General features: G+C 39.3%; 22 protein-coding genes and 2 pseudogenes. 10 read left to right on the top strand and 14 right to left on the bottom strand.

Annotated features, from left to right (window positions below):
• Window positions 1-22: 22 nt before the first annotated feature.
• Entirely contained in the window at window positions 23-766 is a 744-nt protein-coding gene (locus FNW02_RS18435) for a phytanoyl-CoA dioxygenase family protein (RefSeq protein ID WP_191758959.1), read from the bottom strand.
• A 923-nt stretch (window positions 767-1689) separates the two neighbouring features.
• On the bottom strand, window positions 1690-2496 hold the full coding sequence (locus FNW02_RS18430; protein ID WP_431356816.1) for a M23 family metallopeptidase: 807 nt from the start codon (window positions 2494-2496) through the stop codon (window positions 1690-1692).
• A 538-nt stretch (window positions 2497-3034) separates the two neighbouring features.
• Between FNW02_RS18430 and FNW02_RS18425 the strand changes: the two genes are divergently transcribed.
• The gene (locus FNW02_RS18425; protein ID WP_191758986.1) at window positions 3035-3421 is read left to right on the top strand and encodes a hypothetical protein; all 387 of its coding nucleotides are present in this window, start codon (window positions 3035-3037) and stop codon (window positions 3419-3421) included.
• Between the two features lie 80 nt (window positions 3422-3501).
• On the opposite strand, the gene FNW02_RS18420 is transcribed toward FNW02_RS18425, so the two are convergent.
• On the bottom strand, window positions 3502-4788 hold the full coding sequence (locus FNW02_RS18420) for a glycosyltransferase family protein (RefSeq protein ID WP_191758958.1): 1287 nt from the start codon (window positions 4786-4788) through the stop codon (window positions 3502-3504).
• 362 nt (window positions 4789-5150) lie between these two features.
• On the opposite strand from FNW02_RS18420, the gene FNW02_RS18415 reads away from it, so the two are divergent.
• The 5 genes from FNW02_RS18415 (at window position 5151) to FNW02_RS18395 (ending at window position 11335) form a co-directional block, all read left to right on the top strand.
• The gene (locus tag FNW02_RS18415; RefSeq protein ID WP_191758957.1) at window positions 5151-9137 is read left to right on the top strand and encodes a magnesium chelatase subunit H; all 3987 of its coding nucleotides are present in this window, start codon (window positions 5151-5153) and stop codon (window positions 9135-9137) included.
• A 63-nt stretch (window positions 9138-9200) separates the two neighbouring features.
• Window positions 9201-9479 (top strand): type II toxin-antitoxin system RelE/ParE family toxin, encoded by a 279-nt coding sequence (locus FNW02_RS18410; RefSeq protein ID WP_191758956.1) that lies wholly within the window; start codon window positions 9201-9203, stop codon window positions 9477-9479.
• Window positions 9480-9558: 79 nt separating this feature from the next.
• On the top strand, window positions 9559-9870 hold the full coding sequence (locus FNW02_RS18405; protein WP_191758955.1) for a HigA family addiction module antitoxin: 312 nt from the start codon (window positions 9559-9561) through the stop codon (window positions 9868-9870).
• Window positions 9871-10301: 431 nt separating this feature from the next.
• Window positions 10302-10877 carry a Uma2 family endonuclease gene (locus tag FNW02_RS18400; protein ID WP_191758954.1) on the top strand — a complete coding sequence of 192 codons (576 nt, stop codon included), beginning with the start codon at window positions 10302-10304 and terminating at the stop codon, window positions 10875-10877.
• 233 nt (window positions 10878-11110) lie between these two features.
• Entirely contained in the window at window positions 11111-11335 is a 225-nt protein-coding gene (locus FNW02_RS18395; RefSeq protein ID WP_191758953.1) for an addiction module protein, read from the top strand.
• A gap of 36 nt (window positions 11336-11371) precedes the next feature.
• Here FNW02_RS18395 and FNW02_RS18390 read toward each other — a convergent pair.
• The 5 genes and pseudogenes from FNW02_RS18390 to FNW02_RS18375 all read right to left on the bottom strand — a co-directional run.
• Window positions 11372-11707, bottom strand: a pseudogene (locus tag FNW02_RS18390) (type II toxin-antitoxin system VapC family toxin); the annotation flags it as partial.
• Window positions 11708-11776: 69 nt separating this feature from the next.
• A complete protein-coding gene (locus FNW02_RS18385; protein WP_191758952.1) occupies window positions 11777-12010 on the bottom strand; it encodes a hypothetical protein in 234 nt (77 codons plus the stop codon).
• A gap of 283 nt (window positions 12011-12293) precedes the next feature.
• Window positions 12294-12428 (bottom strand): annotated as a pseudogene (locus FNW02_RS38770) (PIN domain-containing protein); the annotation flags it as partial.
• 15 nt (window positions 12429-12443) lie between these two features.
• A complete protein-coding gene (locus FNW02_RS18380; protein WP_225225743.1) occupies window positions 12444-12737 on the bottom strand; it encodes a type II toxin-antitoxin system VapC family toxin in 294 nt (97 codons plus the stop codon).
• Window positions 12725-12946: a hypothetical protein gene (locus FNW02_RS18375; RefSeq protein ID WP_191758951.1), complete on the bottom strand. Its 222-nt coding sequence runs from the start codon at window positions 12944-12946 to the stop codon at window positions 12725-12727. Before FNW02_RS18375 ends, FNW02_RS18380 begins: the two co-directional genes overlap by 13 nt.
• A gap of 214 nt (window positions 12947-13160) precedes the next feature.
• Here FNW02_RS18375 and FNW02_RS18370 point away from each other — a divergent pair, with 214 nt between their 5' ends.
• Together FNW02_RS18370 and FNW02_RS38765 are read left to right on the top strand one after the other, a co-directional pair.
• On the top strand, window positions 13161-13385 hold the full coding sequence (locus tag FNW02_RS18370; RefSeq protein ID WP_191758950.1) for an addiction module protein: 225 nt from the start codon (window positions 13161-13163) through the stop codon (window positions 13383-13385).
• Window positions 13382-13522, top strand: a complete 141-nt coding sequence (locus FNW02_RS38765; protein ID WP_225225742.1) for a hypothetical protein — start codon at window positions 13382-13384, stop codon at window positions 13520-13522. The genes FNW02_RS18370 and FNW02_RS38765 overlap by 4 nt, the downstream gene beginning before the upstream one ends.
• 149 nt (window positions 13523-13671) lie before the next feature.
• On the opposite strand, the gene FNW02_RS18360 is transcribed toward FNW02_RS38765, so the two are convergent.
• The 6 genes from FNW02_RS18360 to FNW02_RS18335 form a co-directional block, all read right to left on the bottom strand.
• Entirely contained in the window at window positions 13672-14412 is a 741-nt protein-coding gene (locus FNW02_RS18360; RefSeq protein ID WP_191758949.1) for a phytochelatin synthase family protein, read from the bottom strand.
• 167 nt (window positions 14413-14579) lie between these two features.
• Window positions 14580-15518, bottom strand: coding sequence for a glycine betaine ABC transporter substrate-binding protein (locus tag FNW02_RS18355; protein WP_191758948.1), 939 nt, complete (start codon window positions 15516-15518; stop codon window positions 14580-14582).
• Window positions 15519-15525: 7 nt separating this feature from the next.
• Entirely contained in the window at window positions 15526-16149 is a 624-nt protein-coding gene (locus tag FNW02_RS18350; RefSeq protein ID WP_191758947.1) for an ABC transporter permease, read from the bottom strand.
• Window positions 16146-16904: an ATP-binding cassette domain-containing protein gene (locus FNW02_RS18345; RefSeq protein WP_191758946.1), complete on the bottom strand. Its 759-nt coding sequence runs from the start codon at window positions 16902-16904 to the stop codon at window positions 16146-16148. Before FNW02_RS18345 ends, FNW02_RS18350 begins: the two co-directional genes overlap by 4 nt.
• Before the next feature lie 171 nt (window positions 16905-17075).
• Window positions 17076-17471, bottom strand: a complete 396-nt coding sequence (locus FNW02_RS18340; RefSeq protein WP_191758945.1) for a hypothetical protein — start codon at window positions 17469-17471, stop codon at window positions 17076-17078.
• A 403-nt stretch (window positions 17472-17874) separates the two neighbouring features.
• Window positions 17875-18015 carry a hypothetical protein gene (locus FNW02_RS18335; RefSeq protein ID WP_191758944.1) on the bottom strand — a complete coding sequence of 47 codons (141 nt, stop codon included), beginning with the start codon at window positions 18013-18015 and terminating at the stop codon, window positions 17875-17877.
• Window positions 18016-18074: 59 nt separating this feature from the next.
• On the opposite strand from FNW02_RS18335, the gene FNW02_RS18330 reads away from it, so the two are divergent.
• Together FNW02_RS18330 and vapC are read left to right on the top strand one after the other, a co-directional pair.
• Window positions 18075-18302, top strand: coding sequence for an antitoxin (locus FNW02_RS18330; RefSeq protein ID WP_191758943.1), 228 nt, complete (start codon window positions 18075-18077; stop codon window positions 18300-18302).
• Complete coding sequence (gene vapC, locus FNW02_RS18325) at window positions 18303-18704, top strand: type II toxin-antitoxin system tRNA(fMet)-specific endonuclease VapC (RefSeq protein ID WP_191758942.1); 402 nt, start codon at window positions 18303-18305, stop codon at window positions 18702-18704.
• The last annotated feature ends 45 nt before the right edge of the window (window positions 18705-18749 follow it).

Raw genomic sequence — 18749 nt, 5'->3', positions numbered from 1 at the left:
ACTTTTTATAAAAGTCGGGAATCTAAGCCTGCCTAAGTAAAACCGGATCTACTATATCAGTCTGCTCCCCATAATTATGCAAATTAAATTGGATTTGTAGCATGAGACGATCTTTAGAGATTGGGGGTGTTGCTTTATGAAAACAAAATACATCTTCGGCAAAACCAAAACCTGCTGGGCCACAAACAGTTAAGCTCTTTTCTGCTCCATAATAATCCAATAGTTCTGCTTCAGGTTGTCGTCTAATTAAAGAGAAAAGATAAGTAAGTTTCTTCCGCTTGTGACTCCCACGAATACATACATGAGGGCCACTCAATAAATCCACATCGGTTAAATAAAAGAAAAATCTCAAGCTGCAATAGTCATTTAAATCGTAATGAAAATTCATAGCAGCTTTATTTAAATCATATCCGGCTTCTTTAACTACGAAAATCCAGTGTAACCGACTGCCTGTAAATACAGGAGTTTTACCTAAATATTGAGTAGCAATGTCTAATAACTTTGGATCACTGGCAAGTTTTTTAATTGCTGGACAAAGCGCAGCAGTATTGTAATATTCAGCCCGAATAAAGGGTTTTCCATGCTGCTTTATTGCTTTATCTTTTTCAGAATACAAGAACCCACACGTATACTCTGCATCTCCGTAACAATTATTGCTATAAGCAAAGCTAAGGATTTCTTGAAGAATAGATTTTGGCAACTGAAGTCCTAAGTAGACACCATCTTTTTGCAGACAGTTAACAGCATCGTCAACTTTAAGATCCACAAAACTGGAGAACCTTAGATCATAATTATTCAGCTTAGAGTATTTATAAAAATAAATTATAAAAGAATGAAAAATTCTAAATCGACCTATTAGAAACATCACAAGCCAAAGAGGATTTGTCTTGACTTTTACGTAATATGGGTAAATCTTTGAATATATCATTGACGTGACCTTTAATAGTATACAAGTTGGGTAGATTTCTGATTTTTCTGTTATCTTGTCATTACAATTATTCTCATTAATCATGAATTAATGAGAAGATAATGATGTATACATTAGTCTTGAAAACTATGGTTTTAAATGGATGCCACAGCCCAAAAGGATGCTAGAAAAAGTTAGAAGTTTTTCAACATAAACCTCTATACTTTGAACTAAGTTTTGAGAATGTTGTCTAAGCTCCATAATTTCTGAATAGAAGCCTGCAACATATATTTAGTTAAGGTAGTTAAGAGCCTTTTAATTGATAACAAAAGGCCCTTGTATGTTTGATAATTACTGAGAAATCAAGCCTAAAAATATAATAGATTTGGCAAATTGGCCAAGTCACAGGGAAACACTTACTTTGATGATCTACTATATTTAATCAGTGCTTTTCTGAAGCTTACTTTCAACAATACGGTTATTTAAACAATACGGTTATTTGATTAATATTGCAAGACTTTTTTCAGTAATTTTACGGTTTAAAAAATAAATTTATGTCAGTATCACAAATTAAATAAAAATATTTGATTTATTTTTTTGTAATTTCTACACTTTTTTTGATTATTAAATTAACAACGAAATTATCTTGATAAATGCAGTATATGTTTTTCTAATTAAGACGATTTTTCTCTAACTACTATAGTAATCTGCTTAGTTTATAAATATGCCAAAATGGCAACAAAAAATCTTAATTCAATGCTTTAATTAAATATTTTATTTAACTAATAACCAGAATCGCGAATAAATTTTGACTCTTGAATAATGACTTGTGACTGTTGAGGCTGAATTGAGCTTCCTCTTTTAGCAACTCGCTGTTGAGAATACATTTCTCGCAGAACCATTACTGGGTCTACATAGTTGTTGGCATATTTAAGTCCCCAGTGGAGATGAGGCCCAGTGGTGCGTCCAGTCATCCCTACCCTGCCAATTCTGACTCCAGTTGGTATCTGCTGACCTTCCCAGATTTGTATTCCACCTGCATGATCAATTAGATAGCGACGACTATCTACAGTTTCGACGTATCCTTCCATGTGGCAATAGGTGTGTTCCCATTCTCCTGATTTAATTACTATATGAGTGCCACAGGCATCACGTAGGCTTTGCCCGCCGTAGGCATCGCCAACTTTAACTACTGTACCTGCCCACCAATTGCGAATGTAACTACCTTGTGGGGCGGCGATATCTAAGCCTCCGTGAAATTCCCAATTAGAACTGCCAGTAGCAGAACGGCGGTAGCCAAAAGGAGATGTATAAGCTTGAAAGTTTTCTACAGGGAAAGAAGCTGCTAACCAACTATTAGCTCTGATTACTTTTGGTTGTAGTTTTTTAGCTTTAGCTTTAATGTTTTTTGGCTTAGGCAATAAAGGATTTGCTAACCAACTATTAGCTATCACTACTTTGTCTGGCTGCGCTTCTTTAGCTTTAATACTTTTTGGCTTAGGTAACTGAGTCATTAAACTTGCAATACTCAATCCTAATATAAATAAAATAACTCCAAAAATTACTGTTATTTTGTCTCTTTTATTCATTGTTTATATTTTTAATTTTCTGTATAAAACTATTTTAAATCTATAACAGCAATTTGGATTTAGTAATATAAATAATTTCAAGTTTTTAATTTATTTATTCTTATCATTTGTTTTTGATGCAATATTTTTTAACTTAATAGTCAGCGTTTTAAGTTATTAAATATACTGCAATAAACTTTTATAATGTCAAATTTACTTATTAAATAGTTGAATCATAAAATTATTTGTAAATAACAATTTTGAATATATTTAAGTAATATGCTTATTTATTATTAATTATGTTTGAATATTTAAAATAATTGAATAGTTATAGTTAATTGTACGGCTATACTAGTATGTAAAATACATGCATTTAACTAAAAAAATTAACTAAACATAGTTTAGAAGTAACTTAATAAGTTAGATGGAGTTAAGCTTTGCAGGGAAAAATGTGCCAGGTAGTCGAAATCTTGTTAACCTTTATGCTTAAAATTGCTTAAGGGGTCGATTGAGTATCGATGAAAAATCAAATCGACCATTTGCAGGACGCACCCAAGCTATGCTGACCGAAATTTTACCTTTTAGTTTTGAGTTGAACACGATCGCGATCGCAGGAGCGAGTTTGTGGTCTTTGGCGCTATATTTAGCTTTTTCCCCAGTTAGTGAATGGGTAATCAAGCAACTAGACCGCTGGTTTAACTTTGCCGAGCGATCGCTTTATACTAGTCAATCAGAATTTGAAAAAACTCGTAAGGCCAGAGAATCCCAAAACGCTTTTTACGCTTCACTATTTAGCATTGTGCCTTTCTTGATAGTCGGCGCTTTATTTAACTGGGGTCTGGAAATTAGTTTAGGTGATAGCTGGGGAATTAGTACAGGTATATTAGCTTGTATGGGCGCTGGAATTTATGAACTTGGGCGCAGGGATGGGCAGTCTTCGGATTAGTCATTTGTTAAGGATCAAGAGATAGGAGACAGGAGATAGGAGATAGGAGTTATAAAAATTCCTCGCTGCTGTCCTGCCTCCTACTTCTCAATCTCGTCGCACACAATTTGTGCAATCTTACTTGCTGCTCCGCTTTCGCCACGAATGCTGTGTAGCTTGGCTCGTATATCGTCCAATTTTTCTGGATGAGCCAAAAAATCTAAAACCATTTCGCCTATTTCTTGCGGTTGGAGTTTGCCCACAAGTTCTGGCACAATCTCTGCCTGTGCCCAGATATTTGGCCATGCTAATAGACCTTTGCGTCTTAAAAAAAACCAGTTAATTAACTTGGCAAAGGTTGAACCCACTCCCGGCAAGTTTGCCAATAACCCTGGTAAACCATCCCAAGAACGCATGGCATCTAGTTGTTGCGTTGGCAGCAAAACAATCATCGGCACAGCTAAGGAACCGAGTTCGGCAGTGTTTGCTCCCACTGTAGTTAAGCAGATGCAGCACTGAGATAATAAATCATAGGCAGGCGTTTCTTCCCACAATTCCACAATCAGACCACTCCCTGTTTTGAGGGTAGGAAGCTTGTAGGGAGAAGGCAATGCCGTGTTCTCTTCTGGGAAAATCAAGGAAGCACCAGTAAAGTCAAAAGTTTTAACAAAAGGGTTTTTCTGCGGATCGCTAAAACTAGCTAAAGTTTGTAAATCTAAAGTTGGGGCTACAGGAATCACAAATCTGGTTTGGGGTTTTTTTGCGTGAACGTATTCGGCAATGGCTAAAGTTAATGGCACTCCTTGAGCTAATTTTGCCGCTTTTGAGCCAGGTAAAATGCCAATTATTGGGGACTGGGGACTAGGGACTGGGGACTGGGAACTATTGATTTGTCCCTGTGCTTCTATCATCAAATCTCCAACAACGGTGAATTTGTGAGCATATTTCTGAGATACGCCTTTAGCAACTTCGGGTTTCATGACTGCAAATCGGTCAATCAAGTTATGCCAACGCGCTTCCCATTCAGCATAGACAACTGTTTTATATCCGAGTTTTTTGCCGATCGCTACGGGGAAAATTTGATCACCACCAAGGAAAACTACTACACCGCGACTTCTCCAGTCCCAATTCTCAAATGTTTTTCCCCAAAGCAAAAATTGCCAAAAATGCTCTGCTCCCTGCACTCTGTCTACTTCTGGGTAAGAAAGCGCGATCGCTGCTTCTTTGCCACTGGCATTTGGACAAGGTGATAATACTACAGAAATCCTAACAACAGAGCGGTCATCTCCCAACTTTTGCCGCAATGCCTTTACAACCGGGCGTACCCAAGTCGTTATTTCACCAGGGCCATTCGAGAGAATCAAAATATCAGATGGTTGGTTAGTCATTTGTCATTTGTCATTTGTCATTTGTCATTTGTTAGGAGAGACGCGATTAATCGCGTCTGTACAAGGGTCAAAAGTTCTCCTTTCCCCTTGCCCCATTCCCCAGCCAACAGTCCCCAGTCCCCAATCCCAAATATTACATCTTCGTTACATAAACTAGAGTAATCACTTTTATCAGTTGTCAATATGCATTAACAAATGTTTCATTTTTTATATCGATTTGTGTCATATAGACGACAAAATGCCTAGCAGGTAAGCGTTTTCTGATAAAAAGTTCATATTGCCGAAGAGAAGAAGTCACTTGTGGCAGCATTAGTCACTAAATAACTTCCAGTAGAGAACGCGCATCAAAGGAGCCTACCTGCATGTTCACCCACGTCAAGTCCACCATTAGACACATTGCGCCTGATAACCTGCGCGGACGTAATTTAATTAAGGTGGTCTATGTCGTGCTTGAGTCCCAGTACCAGAGTGCATTGTCGCAAGCGGTTCGCACGATTAACGCGAGCAATCCCAACTTGGCGATTGAAATCAGCGGGTACTTAATTGAGGAACTCCGCGACCCAGAGAACTATGAGGAGTTCAAACGGGAAATCGAGAGTGCGAATATCTTCATCGCTTCACTCATTTTCATCGAAGACTTAGCACAGAAAGTAGTAGCAGCTGTAGAACCACACCGCGATCGCCTTGACGTTGCTGTTGTGTTTCCCTCCATGCCAGAAGTAATGCGCCTGAACAAAATGGGTAGCTTTTCTTTGGCACAGTTGGGTCAGTCGAAAAGTGCGATCGCCCAATTCATGCGGAAACGCAAAGAAAAATCCGGTGCGGGATTCCAGGATGGAATGCTGAAGCTTTTGCGAACCCTGCCGCAAGTGCTGAAATTCCTGCCAATGGACAAGGCACAAGATGCCCGAAATTTCATGCTCAGCTTTCAGTATTGGCTAGGTGGTTCTCCAGAAAACCTGGAAAACTTCTTGCTGATGCTAGCTGATAAATACGTATTTAAAGGTTTAGAGAAACAAAATTTTGCATCTTCTACATATCAAGCGCCGGTGGTTTATCCCGATTTAGGGATTTGGCATCCTTTGGCTCCCAGTATGTTTGAGGATGTCAGAGAGTACCTCAATTGGTATACAGCTCGTAAGGATATCTCTAACGATCTCAAAGATCCCCTAGCTCCTTGTGTTGGGTTAGTATTGCAGCGCACCCACCTAGTTACAGGCGATGATGCCCATTATGTGGCGATGGTGCAGGAGTTGGAAGCACTAGGCGCACGAGTACTTCCCGTATTTGCCGGTGGTTTGGATTTCTCCAAGCCTGTGGATGCCTACTTCTACGAACCGAATACCAATACGTCACTAGTAGATGCAGTGGTATCACTGACTGGCTTTGCCCTCGTTGGTGGCCCAGCTAGACAAGATCATCCTAAAGCAATTGAGTCACTCAAACGCTTAAATCGTCCTTACATGGTAGCGTTGCCCTTAGTCTTCCAAACTACAGAAGAGTGGATGGATAGTGATTTGGGCTTGCATCCAATTCAAGTCGCTTTGCAAATTGCGATCCCCGAATTGGATGGAGCAATTGAGCCGATTATATTATCGGGTAGAGATGGGACTACAGGGAAAGCGATCGCACTACGCGATCGGGTTGAAGCTGTAGCCGAACGCGCCTTAAAATGGGCGAACCTCCGCCGCAAGCCGAAGCTTGACAAAAAAGTTGCCATCACCGTTTTCAGCTTCCCGCCAGATAAAGGCAACGTAGGAACCGCCGCTTATTTGGATGTATTCGGCTCCATCTACGAGGTAATGAGAGCACTGAAAAATAACGGCTACGACTTACCAGAATTGCCAGAATCCGCCGAAGCGCTGATGCAAGAAGTCATTCATGACGCTCAAGCACAGTACAGTAGCCCCGAACTCAACATTGCTTACAGAATGTCTGTGCCAGAATATGAAGCACTGACACCCTACTCCCAACGTCTAGAAGAGAATTGGGGCCCACCTCCCGGACATCTCAACAGCGATGGGCAAAACCTGCTAGTTTACGGTAAACAATTCGGTAACGTCTTCATCGGTGTGCAACCCACATTCGGTTATGAAGGTGATCCGATGCGGCTGTTGTTCTCGCGTTCAGCCAGTCCTCACCACGGTTTTGCAGCATATTACACCTACCTAGAGCGAATTTGGGGAGCTGATGCCGTACTTCACTTTGGTACACACGGTTCCTTGGAATTCATGCCTGGTAAGCAAATGGGGATGTCTGGTGACTGCTATCCAGATAACTTGATTGGCTCAATTCCCAACCTGTATTACTACGCAGCAAATAATCCCAGTGAGGCGACAATTGCCAAGCGTCGGAGTTATGCCGAAACAATTTCCTACTTGACACCTCCGGCAGAAAATGCTGGTTTGTATAAGGGTTTGAAGGAGCTTAGCGAGTTAATTGCTTCTTACCAAACCTTGAAAGATACTGGGCGCGGCATTCCCATTGTTAATAGCATCATGGATAAATGCCGGATCGTGAATCTGGATAAGGATATCGACCTGCCAGAAACCGATGCCAAGGATATGACTGCCGAGGAGCGGGATAATATTGTTGGCAACGTCTACCGGAAGTTGATGGAGATTGAGTCCAGATTATTGCCTTGTGGGTTGCACGTCATTGGTAAACCTCCAAGTGCAGAAGAAGCGATCGCAACTCTCGTCAATATAGCTAGTCTAGATCGTCAAGAAGAAGGACTTCAAGGCTTACCGGGAATTATCGCTAATAGCATTGGGCGTAATATTGACGATATTTACCAAAATAATGACAGAGGCATTTTAGAAGATGTCCAGCTATTGCAAGACATCACCTTAGCAACCCGTGCAGCAGTTAGCGCCCTTGTTCAAGAGCAAACCGACGCTGAAGGGCGAGTTTCTCTAGTTTCTCGGCTCAATTTCTTCAACATGGGTAAAAAAGAACCTTGGGTAGAAGCATTGCATAAAGCAGGCTATCCCAAAGTCGATAGCACAGCCCTGAAACCCCTGTTTGAGTATTTGGAATTCTGCTTGCAGCAAGTTTGTGCTGATAACGAACTCGGAGCATTACTCAAAGGGTTAGAAGGCGAGTACATCCTACCTGGGCCTGGTGGCGATCCTATTCGTAACCCAGATGTATTACCCACAGGTAAAAATATCCATGCACTCGACCCCCAATCTATCCCGACCACAGCAGCAGTCCAATCAGCTAAAATCGTTGTAGACAGGCTTTTAGCACGTAACAAAGCTGAAAATGAAGGAAAATGGCCAGAAACCATCGCCTGCGTCCTTTGGGGAACCGATAACATCAAAACTTACGGTGAATCCCTAGCCCAAATCATGTGGATGGTGGGTGTGCGTCCAGTTCCCGATGCTTTGGGACGGGTGAACAAGTTGGAGTTAATTCCTTTAGAAGAGTTGGGACGCCCCAGAATTGACGTGGTAATCAACTGTTCTGGGGTATTCCGCGACTTGTTCATCAACCAAATGAACCTGCTAGACCAAGGCGTGAAAATGGCAGCTGAGGCGGATGAACCCTTAGAAATGAACTTTGTTCGCAAACATGCTTTGCAACAAGCTGAAGACATGGGGATTAATCTGCGTCAAGCCGCAACGCGCGTTTTCTCCAACGCTTCTGGTTCCTACTCGTCAAATATCAACTTGGCAGTAGAAAACAGCACTTGGGACAGCGAAGCCGAGTTGCAGGAAATGTATCTTAACCGGAAATCCTTCTCCTTCAATTCCGATAACCCTGGAATCATGGACGAATCGCGCGGGATTTTTGAAAGTACATTGAAAACTGCTGATGCAACTTTCCAAAATCTGGATTCTTCCGAGATTAGCTTAACGGACGTTTCCCATTACTTCGATTCAGATCCCACTAAACTTGTGGCAAGTCTGCGGGGTGATGGTAAGACACCAGCATCTTACATTGCAGATACCACCACAGCTAACGCTCAGGTGCGGACATTATCAGAAACCGTGCGCTTAGATGCTCGTACCAAATTATTAAATCCCAAATGGTACGAAGGGATGTTGAATCATGGTTATGAAGGTGTACGCGAACTCTCCAAGCGGTTGGTAAATACAATGGGTTGGAGTGCGACAGCTGGCGCTGTGGATAACTGGATTTACGAGGATACTAACGAAACCTTCATCAAAGATGAAGAAATGCAGAAACGGTTGATGAACCTTAATCCCCATTCTTTCCGCAAGGTTGTATCAACTTTATTGGAAGTAAATGGACGCGGTTATTGGGAGACTAGCGAGGAGAATTTAGATCGCCTGCGCGAGTTGTATCAAGAAGTTGAAGACCGGATTGAAGGGATTGAATAGGATTACATGGGCAGGCTTTATGCCTGCCTTAACAATGAGATAAAATTAAAAAATGAAATGTAAATGATTCAAACATTTCAAAATAAAGCATTAGAAAATTTGTTTAGAGAAAATTTTAATAAAGGAGTTTCTGCAAACTTAGAAAAGAAAATTAGAATCAGACTTGAAGTTATAGACTCAGCATTAATTGTAGAAGATATTAGATTACCAGGTTATGATTTGCATGAATTAAAAGGAGATAGGAAAGGAACTTGGTCAATAAAGGTATCAGGAAACTGGCGTATAACTTTTAAATTTGAAGATGGTGATGCTTATGCTGTCAATCTGGAAGATTATCATTAAGTTCTGTGTTAATATAATATTAATTGGCTAGAAAATGCTATGTAAGGTTAACCAAATTCTTAAATAAGAAGTATTAATTATGGATAATTGGCAAGATATTACTGATAATAGATTAGTAAGACCAATACATCCTGGCGAAGTAATTGCAGATATTTTAGATGATTTAGATATTAATACCGCAAATTTTGCAGAAATTTTAGGAGTATCTAATCAAACAATTCAGGAAGTTATTAATGGTCAAAGAGCAATTACAGTAGATATAGCAATACGTCTTGGTAAAGCTTTAGGAAATGGGCCAAGACTTTGGCTTAATCTTCAGCAAAAAGTTGATCTTTGGGATGCTTTGCAAAGCCATAAAGAAGAATATGAGCAAGTCATGACATTGGTTTAGAATAAACTGATGATAGATTAGTAAGGCCAATACATCTTGGCGACAAAACTGATTTTGTCTTAAACTGTCACGAATGAACGAGGATAATTTAGATCGTCTGCACGAGTTTTACTAAATAGTTAATTAAATTAGCTAATGATTATGTAATCCCCAAAGAAATACCAATCAACATTGGCATTAAACAAAAAGATTTTGTCACATTTATATTAGAAAATGTTTTGCTAGAGTAATTTAAAAAGTGCGATTTTGGGAGTATGGTAGCGTGATTGCACTTTGGAAGATTTTGGGTATGTAAGGTGCGATCGCTTACTCTTCCATAACACGCGATCGCTCTATTTTTGAGGTTTTCTGAAAAGCGATCGCTCTTTTAGGCATCCAAGCATAAAATCAAAACATGACTGTTCATAAAACATTCAAGTTTAAGTTTTTCTATGGATGCGTTAACTATCAACTTTGCTCCTATTCTTCAAATAACAGATGAGCAATTCTTCCAGTTATGTCAGATAAATGAATTAATCAGATTTGAGCGTAATGCTAATGGCACATTGCTACTAATGCCTTTAGTCGGAGGTTTAACCAGCAACCGCAATGCTAATTTAACTGCTCAACTTGGAGTATGGAATCGTAATGAGTCATTAGGTATAGCTTTTGGTTCTTCGGTTGGGTTTATTTTACCAAATGGGGCAGTTCGTTCTCCTAACGCATCTTGGTTAAAACGTGAGAGATGGGATTCTCTTACACAGGAGCAAAAAGAAAGATTTCCGCCTGTATGTCCTGATTTTGTAGTAGAATTGCGTTCTGCCCCTGATAGTTTAATAAGACTACAAAATAAAATGCAGGAGTACCAAGACAATGGTGCTAGATTAAGTTGGTTAATTGATTTAGAGACTCGGCAAGTAGAAATTTATCGCTCTGCTAGGGATGTTGAAGTGCTGCAATCTCCTGCTAGTTTATCAGGAGAAGATATACTGTCTGAATTTGTACTTAATCTTGAAAACATCTGGTGAATTGATGAAAATATGAAGTGCGATGTTTACGACGGACTATTCGGCGTGGCAACTCTCGAACTAGCAAGCTTGATTGAGAATTAAATGCTTATATAAAGCGATCGCTCATAGGATTGTTATGAAGTTTTTAGACAGTGATATCGTCAATTACAGCGTTCAATTTGATGGAGAAAATCTTCTCCGTTATATTTGAGGTGTATCAGTCGCTTACTTGTTCCTCCAAATGAATCAGCATGGACATCACAGCTACTTTGAACGAGATTGCAACTCTGAGTGTTGAAGATAGAATCCGTATTGTGCAGGCAATTTGGGATAGCATCGCAGCAGAGCAAGTTTACCCTGATTTAACCGATGCACAGAAGCAAGAGCTTGATTGTCGAATAGCTGATTACGATTCAAATCCAGATAATGTGCTGACTTGGGAAGAAATCAAAGTATCAATTAAGGGACAGCAATGAATTATGTCGCTCACTGCGATGGGCTTCATTTACAAACTACCAAATAGTAGCAACTAAACCTGACGCAGTTATGTTTTGGTCACACGTCAATAACGGCACTATATCACCTTTACTTGCTAAGACCAGCGCAGTTGCTACAATTTGCCTATCGTGCATTTCATTAATAGCAACTAAGCTCATAGTCATTTCAATTACCTCTTTATCAAGTGGATAAATGACTACACGAAGGTCAGCTTCCACTACTGAAATGAGATTTTTAGGATCAACAATAGATGTTCTACCTCTTTCCACAATCCAAACAGCCTCGGCTAACGTAGTTGCAGGAATAACTAACTCAGAATCAGGGTGAGAAAGGATAGCTTTAGCATTTGTACTTAACCGTGAATTACCTTCGAGAAACTAGACGAGAGCATGAGTATCTATGACGTATTTCATAACTACTTATGACCAGTCTAAGCCGTCCTCACTATCCCCATGAAATTCAGTAATTTGAAAATCTGCTTCCGTTGACTGTTGATTTCCAGAGAACATACCAAATTGCATTATTTGCTTTTTTAGTGGATTCTTTTTTGGCTCTAAAAAAGTGACAATAACACGACTTTCTGAAATATCGGATGGTAATTCTGTAAGTTCTACTTTACCGTGTTTGTAAACTCCCTCAATTGATTGAAACATGATTTTTGCTGTGATAAAATTCTGCTTATATAGTTGTTAACCTAATTTAAATATACACATATTCTTATTCTGTGGGTATCTGCGTCTGGATAAATTTAAGTTAAGAAGTGTGATTATTGAATGTCTATATAAAGCGATCGCTCCGGTAAGCTACGCTAACGCACTTACTCTTCCACAACAGGCGATGTCTAAAGACAAGCTGCTACGCGTCTACGCTGTGTTTTTGAAATTTTCTGCAAGGCGAAGTCTACAACGGGCTACGCCTACGCAATACAAAAAATACTCAAACTATTAATTGCTCCAACACTAACACGGTTAATCTTGGTAACGATGGCAACCGCGCATCATTTGTTAAGAATAATGATGCACCTCCACGAATAGCAGTAGCCATGTGAATAGCATCTGGGGTTCTTAAGTTATAATCTGCCTTTAATTATGCAGCATTTTCACCAATGTCGGGAAAAACTTCGATAGTAGTCAAACCTTGGGAATTAAATAGAATTTCACGATATTGTTGAGCTAATGCTGTGTTTCCTTGTCGCAAGGGATAGACTAACACTTCCGTAATAGTCAAAACTGATGTTACAACCCTAAACTCACCACGAAACATCGCTTCAAAAAAAGCATCTACAACATCCAAATAATTGGGATTTTCTTCAATAAAGTAAATTAGTGGAGCAGTATCCAAACCCACAATTTGTCCCTGTAGCTGGACTAGCCATTCCATGAATCCCGTTCCTGATTAACGTATTCTTGAGCATCAATACCATTCCAGATTTCTTTACCTAACCCACGTAATTCGAGGATGCTGTGTTTTTGCTTGGGTGTCATCGTCACCTGTTGACGAATTAAACTTGACAAGTCTTCAATTAAGCGTATTTGCTCCTCAGGAGTTAGGCTTTGAGCTTGGAATAGTACTTCTTGATAATTAGACATAAAATTTACACTTTTATTTCTCTGGATTCTAAGTCAAATATACACAGACAGAATGCATTTCTTTATTTTACAAACGAGCATAGATGCAAAGCGGCTTGTTGTGAAATTTTTGATAGTAACATTGTCAATTACAGCGTTCAATTTGATGGAGAAAATCTTCTCCGTTATATTTGAGGTGTATCAGTCGCTTACTTGTTCCTCCAAATGAATCAGCATGGACATCACAGCTACTTTGAACGAGATTGCAACTCTGAGTGTTGAAGATAGAATCCGTATTGTGCAGGCAATTTGGGATAGCATCGCAGCAGAGCAAGTTTACCCTGATTTAACCGATGCACAGAAGCAAGAGCTTGATTGTCGAATAGCTGATTACGATTCAAATCCAGATAATGTGCTGACTTGGGAAGAAATCAAAGCATCAATTAAGGGACAGCAATGAATTATGTCCTGGTATTTCGCCCAGAAGTTCAGGAAGAATTCAATGAAGCGTACAGTTGGTACGAGAACCTAACATTGCAATCAAGTGGACAGACGAAAGCCGCTATGCCTCTACACTGTGTTTTTGAAGCTTTCTGAAAGGCGATCGCTCCAGTAAGACTCCGCTAAAGCACTACTTTTCCATAACAAGCGATGCCTACGGCTGGCTACGCCTACACACTTTTATTAACTATTAAAACTTTTCAAGACAGATAAATTCGTACCTCAGCAGATTCGGAAACGCTATATTAAGACCCTTTACTCACAAATACAAAGCCGCGTGTTTTACCTGAATCAGAATCAGTGGTTGCCATCGCCTTCCATAAATCTGTTGTCTTTACCCAAACTGGCGGATATTTGTAACGAGAAACATCCATAATTAAAAATCTATCTGTCTGCTCATTATATGCTGCTAATGGGGAAATATGTCCGCCTTTTTCTTGACCAATTTCTTTACGTAAATAGTTAATTAAAACGAAGTTTTTCGGCTGTTTCAAATTTTCTGCTGCTAATTTACGAAACTGTTCTAAATTAGTGTTGGCTGCGTGGTAAACATTAACTTTAACACCGTAGCTAGCTAATAATCCTCCCAATTGCTCTAGAGTCATTCCTTGACGAGAGACAATCTCAGGAGCTAATACTTTTTTTGTAGCTTCATTATTAAAAAAGTTTTCTTGAGTGAATACTCGATAAGGCTTGTATTGTGGTGCTTCTGGTGCAGGAATTTGCAAGCCATTCAGCACCATAACAATACTAGCAATACCACAATATGCTTGATTATTTTGGGTAATAAACTGCATACTCAGTGGAAAAAAATCTTCTCTCGATTTGCTGTCAATTAATAGCTTTTCTCCTTCATCTGAATTAAAACTAATCAAATTAGGTGAAAGAGATAATGTTTGAGATAAAACAGTTCCACTAGAGATATACAACCCAATAATTGAAGCTTTAAGTAATGTTTTGGTAGATTTTAAGAAAGTGTTATTCATAGCTAAATCAATTAAATAAATTCATATCATACCACTATCAATACAGTTTAGTTAAAGGATAAATGACTGATGTTTTAAATACATCCTTTACCCTTGACCCCTTAACCTTTTCCCAGATCACTATAAAAGTGAAAAGCGCTCATCCGAACCTTATTAACACCATCATACTAAGCAGAAACAGGTTTTTTAGTGTTTTTAAAAGAATCTAATCCTTTTAACTTGCGGAACTCCTGGACAACATCTTTAATGTTGCGTAATTCACCCTCAACTAAATTATTTAATTGTCGCATTTCATCTGCCGAAATTTTACCAGCAAGTTGAGCGATCGCCTTTCTTAATTCTGGATATTTCTGTAAAGTTTCTTGACGAAAAATTGGTGCTGCTTCATAAGGAGGAAAATACTGTTTATCATCTTTTAACACCACTACACCCAAGCGAGAAATTTGACCATCTGTAGAACTACCCGCCACCATATCCACTTGCTTTTGCACCAGAGCACGATATACTAAACCCAAGTCCATAATTTGGGGTGGTTTGGCAAAACGTAAGCCATAAGTTTTAGCTAATCCTGGAAAACCATCTTCTCGCTCCAAAAATTCATAGCCAAAACCGCCACGCCACTGCGGTGTATATTGACTAACTTGAGAAAGAGTTTGAATGTTGTAGCGCTTAGCGTCTTCACCGCGAATAATCATCGCAAAAGTGTTTTCAAAACCTAAAGATGGCATTACTTCCAAATTGAATTGCTGGGCATAAGCTTGTTTTAACTTGTCATAAACTTCTTTGGGATTGCTAACTACTTTTTGTTTTAAAATCCCAGTAAAAGCTGTGCCTGTATATTCAATATATGCATCAATTTTGCCGGAAGTAATAGCACTATGACAGATGAAAGAACCACCCAAACGAGGACGACGATCTACTTTTAAATTAGTTGTCGCCTCAATTTGCTGTGCTAAGAGTTCTCCCAAAATATCTTGTTCAGTAAAATCTTTGGAAGCAACGATAATATTACCACCACTGCTACTATTACTTAAGTTAGGTTTGCAGCTGGTGATTAGTAGTAACAAAGCAAAACTTAAAAAGCAAAATATTAAAAATCTTTTCATGACTTGCTTAGTTTTTAATTTTTAGTTTATTCTCTATCCATCCAATTATTAAGTCAGCCAGTAAGGCAATTACTGCCGCTGGAAACGCCCCAGCTAGAATTAACTGATCATTGACTACTGATATTCCACGAAAAATAAACACTCCCAAACCACCAGCACCAATTGCAGCGGCGATGGTTGCAATACCAATAGCAATTACAGTTGCTACTCGTACCCCTGCTAAAATCACTCCCATTGCCAAGGGAATCTCAACTTGCAACAACAATTGTGTATCTGTCATTCCCATCCCTCTACCAGCTTCTCGAATAGCTGGATCTACATTAGTGATACCTGTGTAGGTGTTACGAATTATTGGTAAAAAAGAATATAAAGTCAAAGCAATAATTGCTGGTACTACACCAATTCCAGCAAGAGGGATGAGTAAACCAAACAGTGCCAAACTAGGTATAGTTTGCAAAACATTTGCTATCCCAAGAATTGGTTGGCGAAGATAGGTTTTGCGTGTAATCAAAATACCTAGTGGAATGCCTACAAATATGGCAATACTGATAGCAATACCCACCAAAAATAAATGTTCTAGAGTATGCTGAAGGATTTCTGGAGCATACTTAACAAGGAAGAAATCTTTCATAAAGTATCTTTCAGGGAACGCAGACATTGAAGAAAGGCTAGGCTTTCTGGGTGTTGCGATCGCATAAATTCATCTGTTGTCCCTAATACTACCAATTCTCCCCCATACATTAAACCAATTCTCGATGCCAAAACAAAGGCTTCTTGAATATCGTGGGTGACAAAAACAGCTGTTTTGCCTAATTCCTGTTGCAAACGCCGAAACTCTTGTTGGAGTTCTAGGCGCGTAATTGGGTCGAGTGCGCCAAAGGGTTCATCCATTAATAATACTGGCGGGTCTGCTGCTAAAGCCCTGGCGACACCGACTCTTTGCTTTTGCCCTCCCGAAAGTTCATGAGGGTAACGCTGGGCAAATTGTGCTGGTTCTAAGCCTACTAATTGCAACAATTCATAAACCCGCGTTTTGATTTGTTTAGGTTGCCAACCTTCCAACGCGGGGACTAAACCTACATTACGTTCAACACTAAAATGGGGAAATAAACCAGTTTCTTGAATTACATAACCAATCTTTCGCCGCAATTTAATTTCGTTCCATTGAGTTGTAGGAATGCCATCAAATAAAACTTCGCCTTGTGTGGGTGTAAATAGGCGATTAATTAACTTCATTGTCGTAGTTTTGCCGCTACCACTGCGTCCGAGTAATACTAATGCTTCTCCTTGGCGGATGCTGAAATTGAGATTCGATACCAAGGGGCGATGATTGCGGCTAAAGGTGACATGGCGAAATTCAACAGCTATTTGATTATTTTGCGGCATGGGTGGCTTTTGGTGGACGCTAGCTGGTTACTGGTTATATGTATTATGTGCTGATTTTGCTAGCATACTAACACCCAATACTAATTCGTAATTTGTAATTAAGTAGAGACGTTGCAATGCAACGTCTCTACAGGGTTTTGTTCAATCCAAAATCGAAAATTCTATTGCCATCTATGCAGTTTTCGCATTTTCATCTAATATTTGCCCTGTACCAGCTTTAAAGCGGGTTAACCTGCTTTTGCGTACACGTTCACTGTCACGAATGCCACCCGCTATTTCATATTCGCTGCTGTTTCTGCCGTACTTAAAAGCAACTCCCCTCAGCAACTTGTCTGAAAGATTACTCAAGCTTTTTTCCATCTCATCAATCTTAGTTTTGGAAGAGTCAACCACAGCGAGAGCGGCGTTATAAGCATCAAGCATAGTGCGTAACTGCTCAATTGATTGAGCCAGGTTTTGTAAATTGCAACTATCATCAAAATTCATATTTGGATCGATTGCTTTTAGTCCAGCAGATCTGAATTCAGCTTTTTCTAGAACACGAGATGTACGTTTCTGACGTGGCATAAATATACTCCTTAGAGGAAGATTAAGAACTATTTTGACCTAATGAAGCTGTTTTCTGGTGCAGTAAAATTAGTGAATACATATACTTTATTGAATAAGATTAGCCCAGAAATATAAGTAATTTTTCTTGATTCGTATTTTGCACTTGGTCTTATTTACGTAAGCATTGGCAAAGCCTTTTGTAGAGAAGCTCGTCGTAGACATTGCCTTAATGTTAGTGACAAAAATCGCAATGTTAAGGATGAATATCACGATATCAATAACTAAAATCGCAATGTTGACGACAAATATCGTGATATTGCTTATGAATATCGCGATGTTAAGGATGAATATCGCGATATCGATAACTAAAATCGCAATGTTAATGACAAATATTGTGATATTGCTTATGAATGTCGCGATGTTAAGGATGAATATCGCGTTCATAGAAGATGGATAAAGTTGAGCAAAAGGCGATACCTGCGGCACGCTTAACAGCGATCGCATTTTTCATAGATGCTTGATAATTTTTATTACGATAAAACTGGATTGTAGTGTATGACATCCAAATGAGAAGCGCTATAGTTTAACGATGAGCAACTACAACAGAAGAAAAGTCAGATTATGAACACCGCTAAACTCAGCACTGATGGTACTCACCAAATTGTTATTTTGCCTGAAGATTTTAAACTCACTGGCACAGAAGTCTATATCAAAAAAATTGGTAACGCTATTGTTCTGATTGCCAAAGATAACCCCTGGCAATCTCTCATTGAGAGTCTAGACAATTTCTCCGATGATTTCATGACTACTAGAGACCAGCCACTAATCGACACTAGAGAAAGTTTGTAAATGCTATACCTGCTTGATACCAATATCTGCATTTACCTCATCAAGCAAAAACCCCAAAAAGTGCTAGATAGATTTCAAACCCTTAACATTCCTGATGTGGGTATCTCCTCCATCACTGTTGCTGAACTCGAATACGGAGTCGCTAAAAGCCGACAACAAGAGAAGAACCGCACCGCCCTGCTACAATTTTTGCTACCTTTAGAAATTGTTGAATTCAATCAAGCATCTGCGACTATTTACGGCAGTATTAGAAGTGATCTCGAAAGTCGAGGACTGATCATTGGTGCAATGGATATGCTCATCGCCTCTCATGCTCTAAGTTTAGGAGTTACTCTCGTCACCAATAACGTCCGAGAATTCTCTCGCATTCCTATGCTGTTATTAGAGAACTGGGTTGAATAGCTGTAACTAGGTGATGTGTAAAGAACTGATAACTGTTAAATCACC

The organism is Komarekiella delphini-convector SJRDD-AB1, from assembly GCF_014831675.1.
GTDB lineage: Bacteria > Cyanobacteriota > Cyanobacteriia > Cyanobacteriales > Nostocaceae > Komarekiella.
The sequence above is the reverse complement of the archived record's forward strand: the minus strand, read 5'-3'. Positions and strand labels throughout refer to the sequence as shown.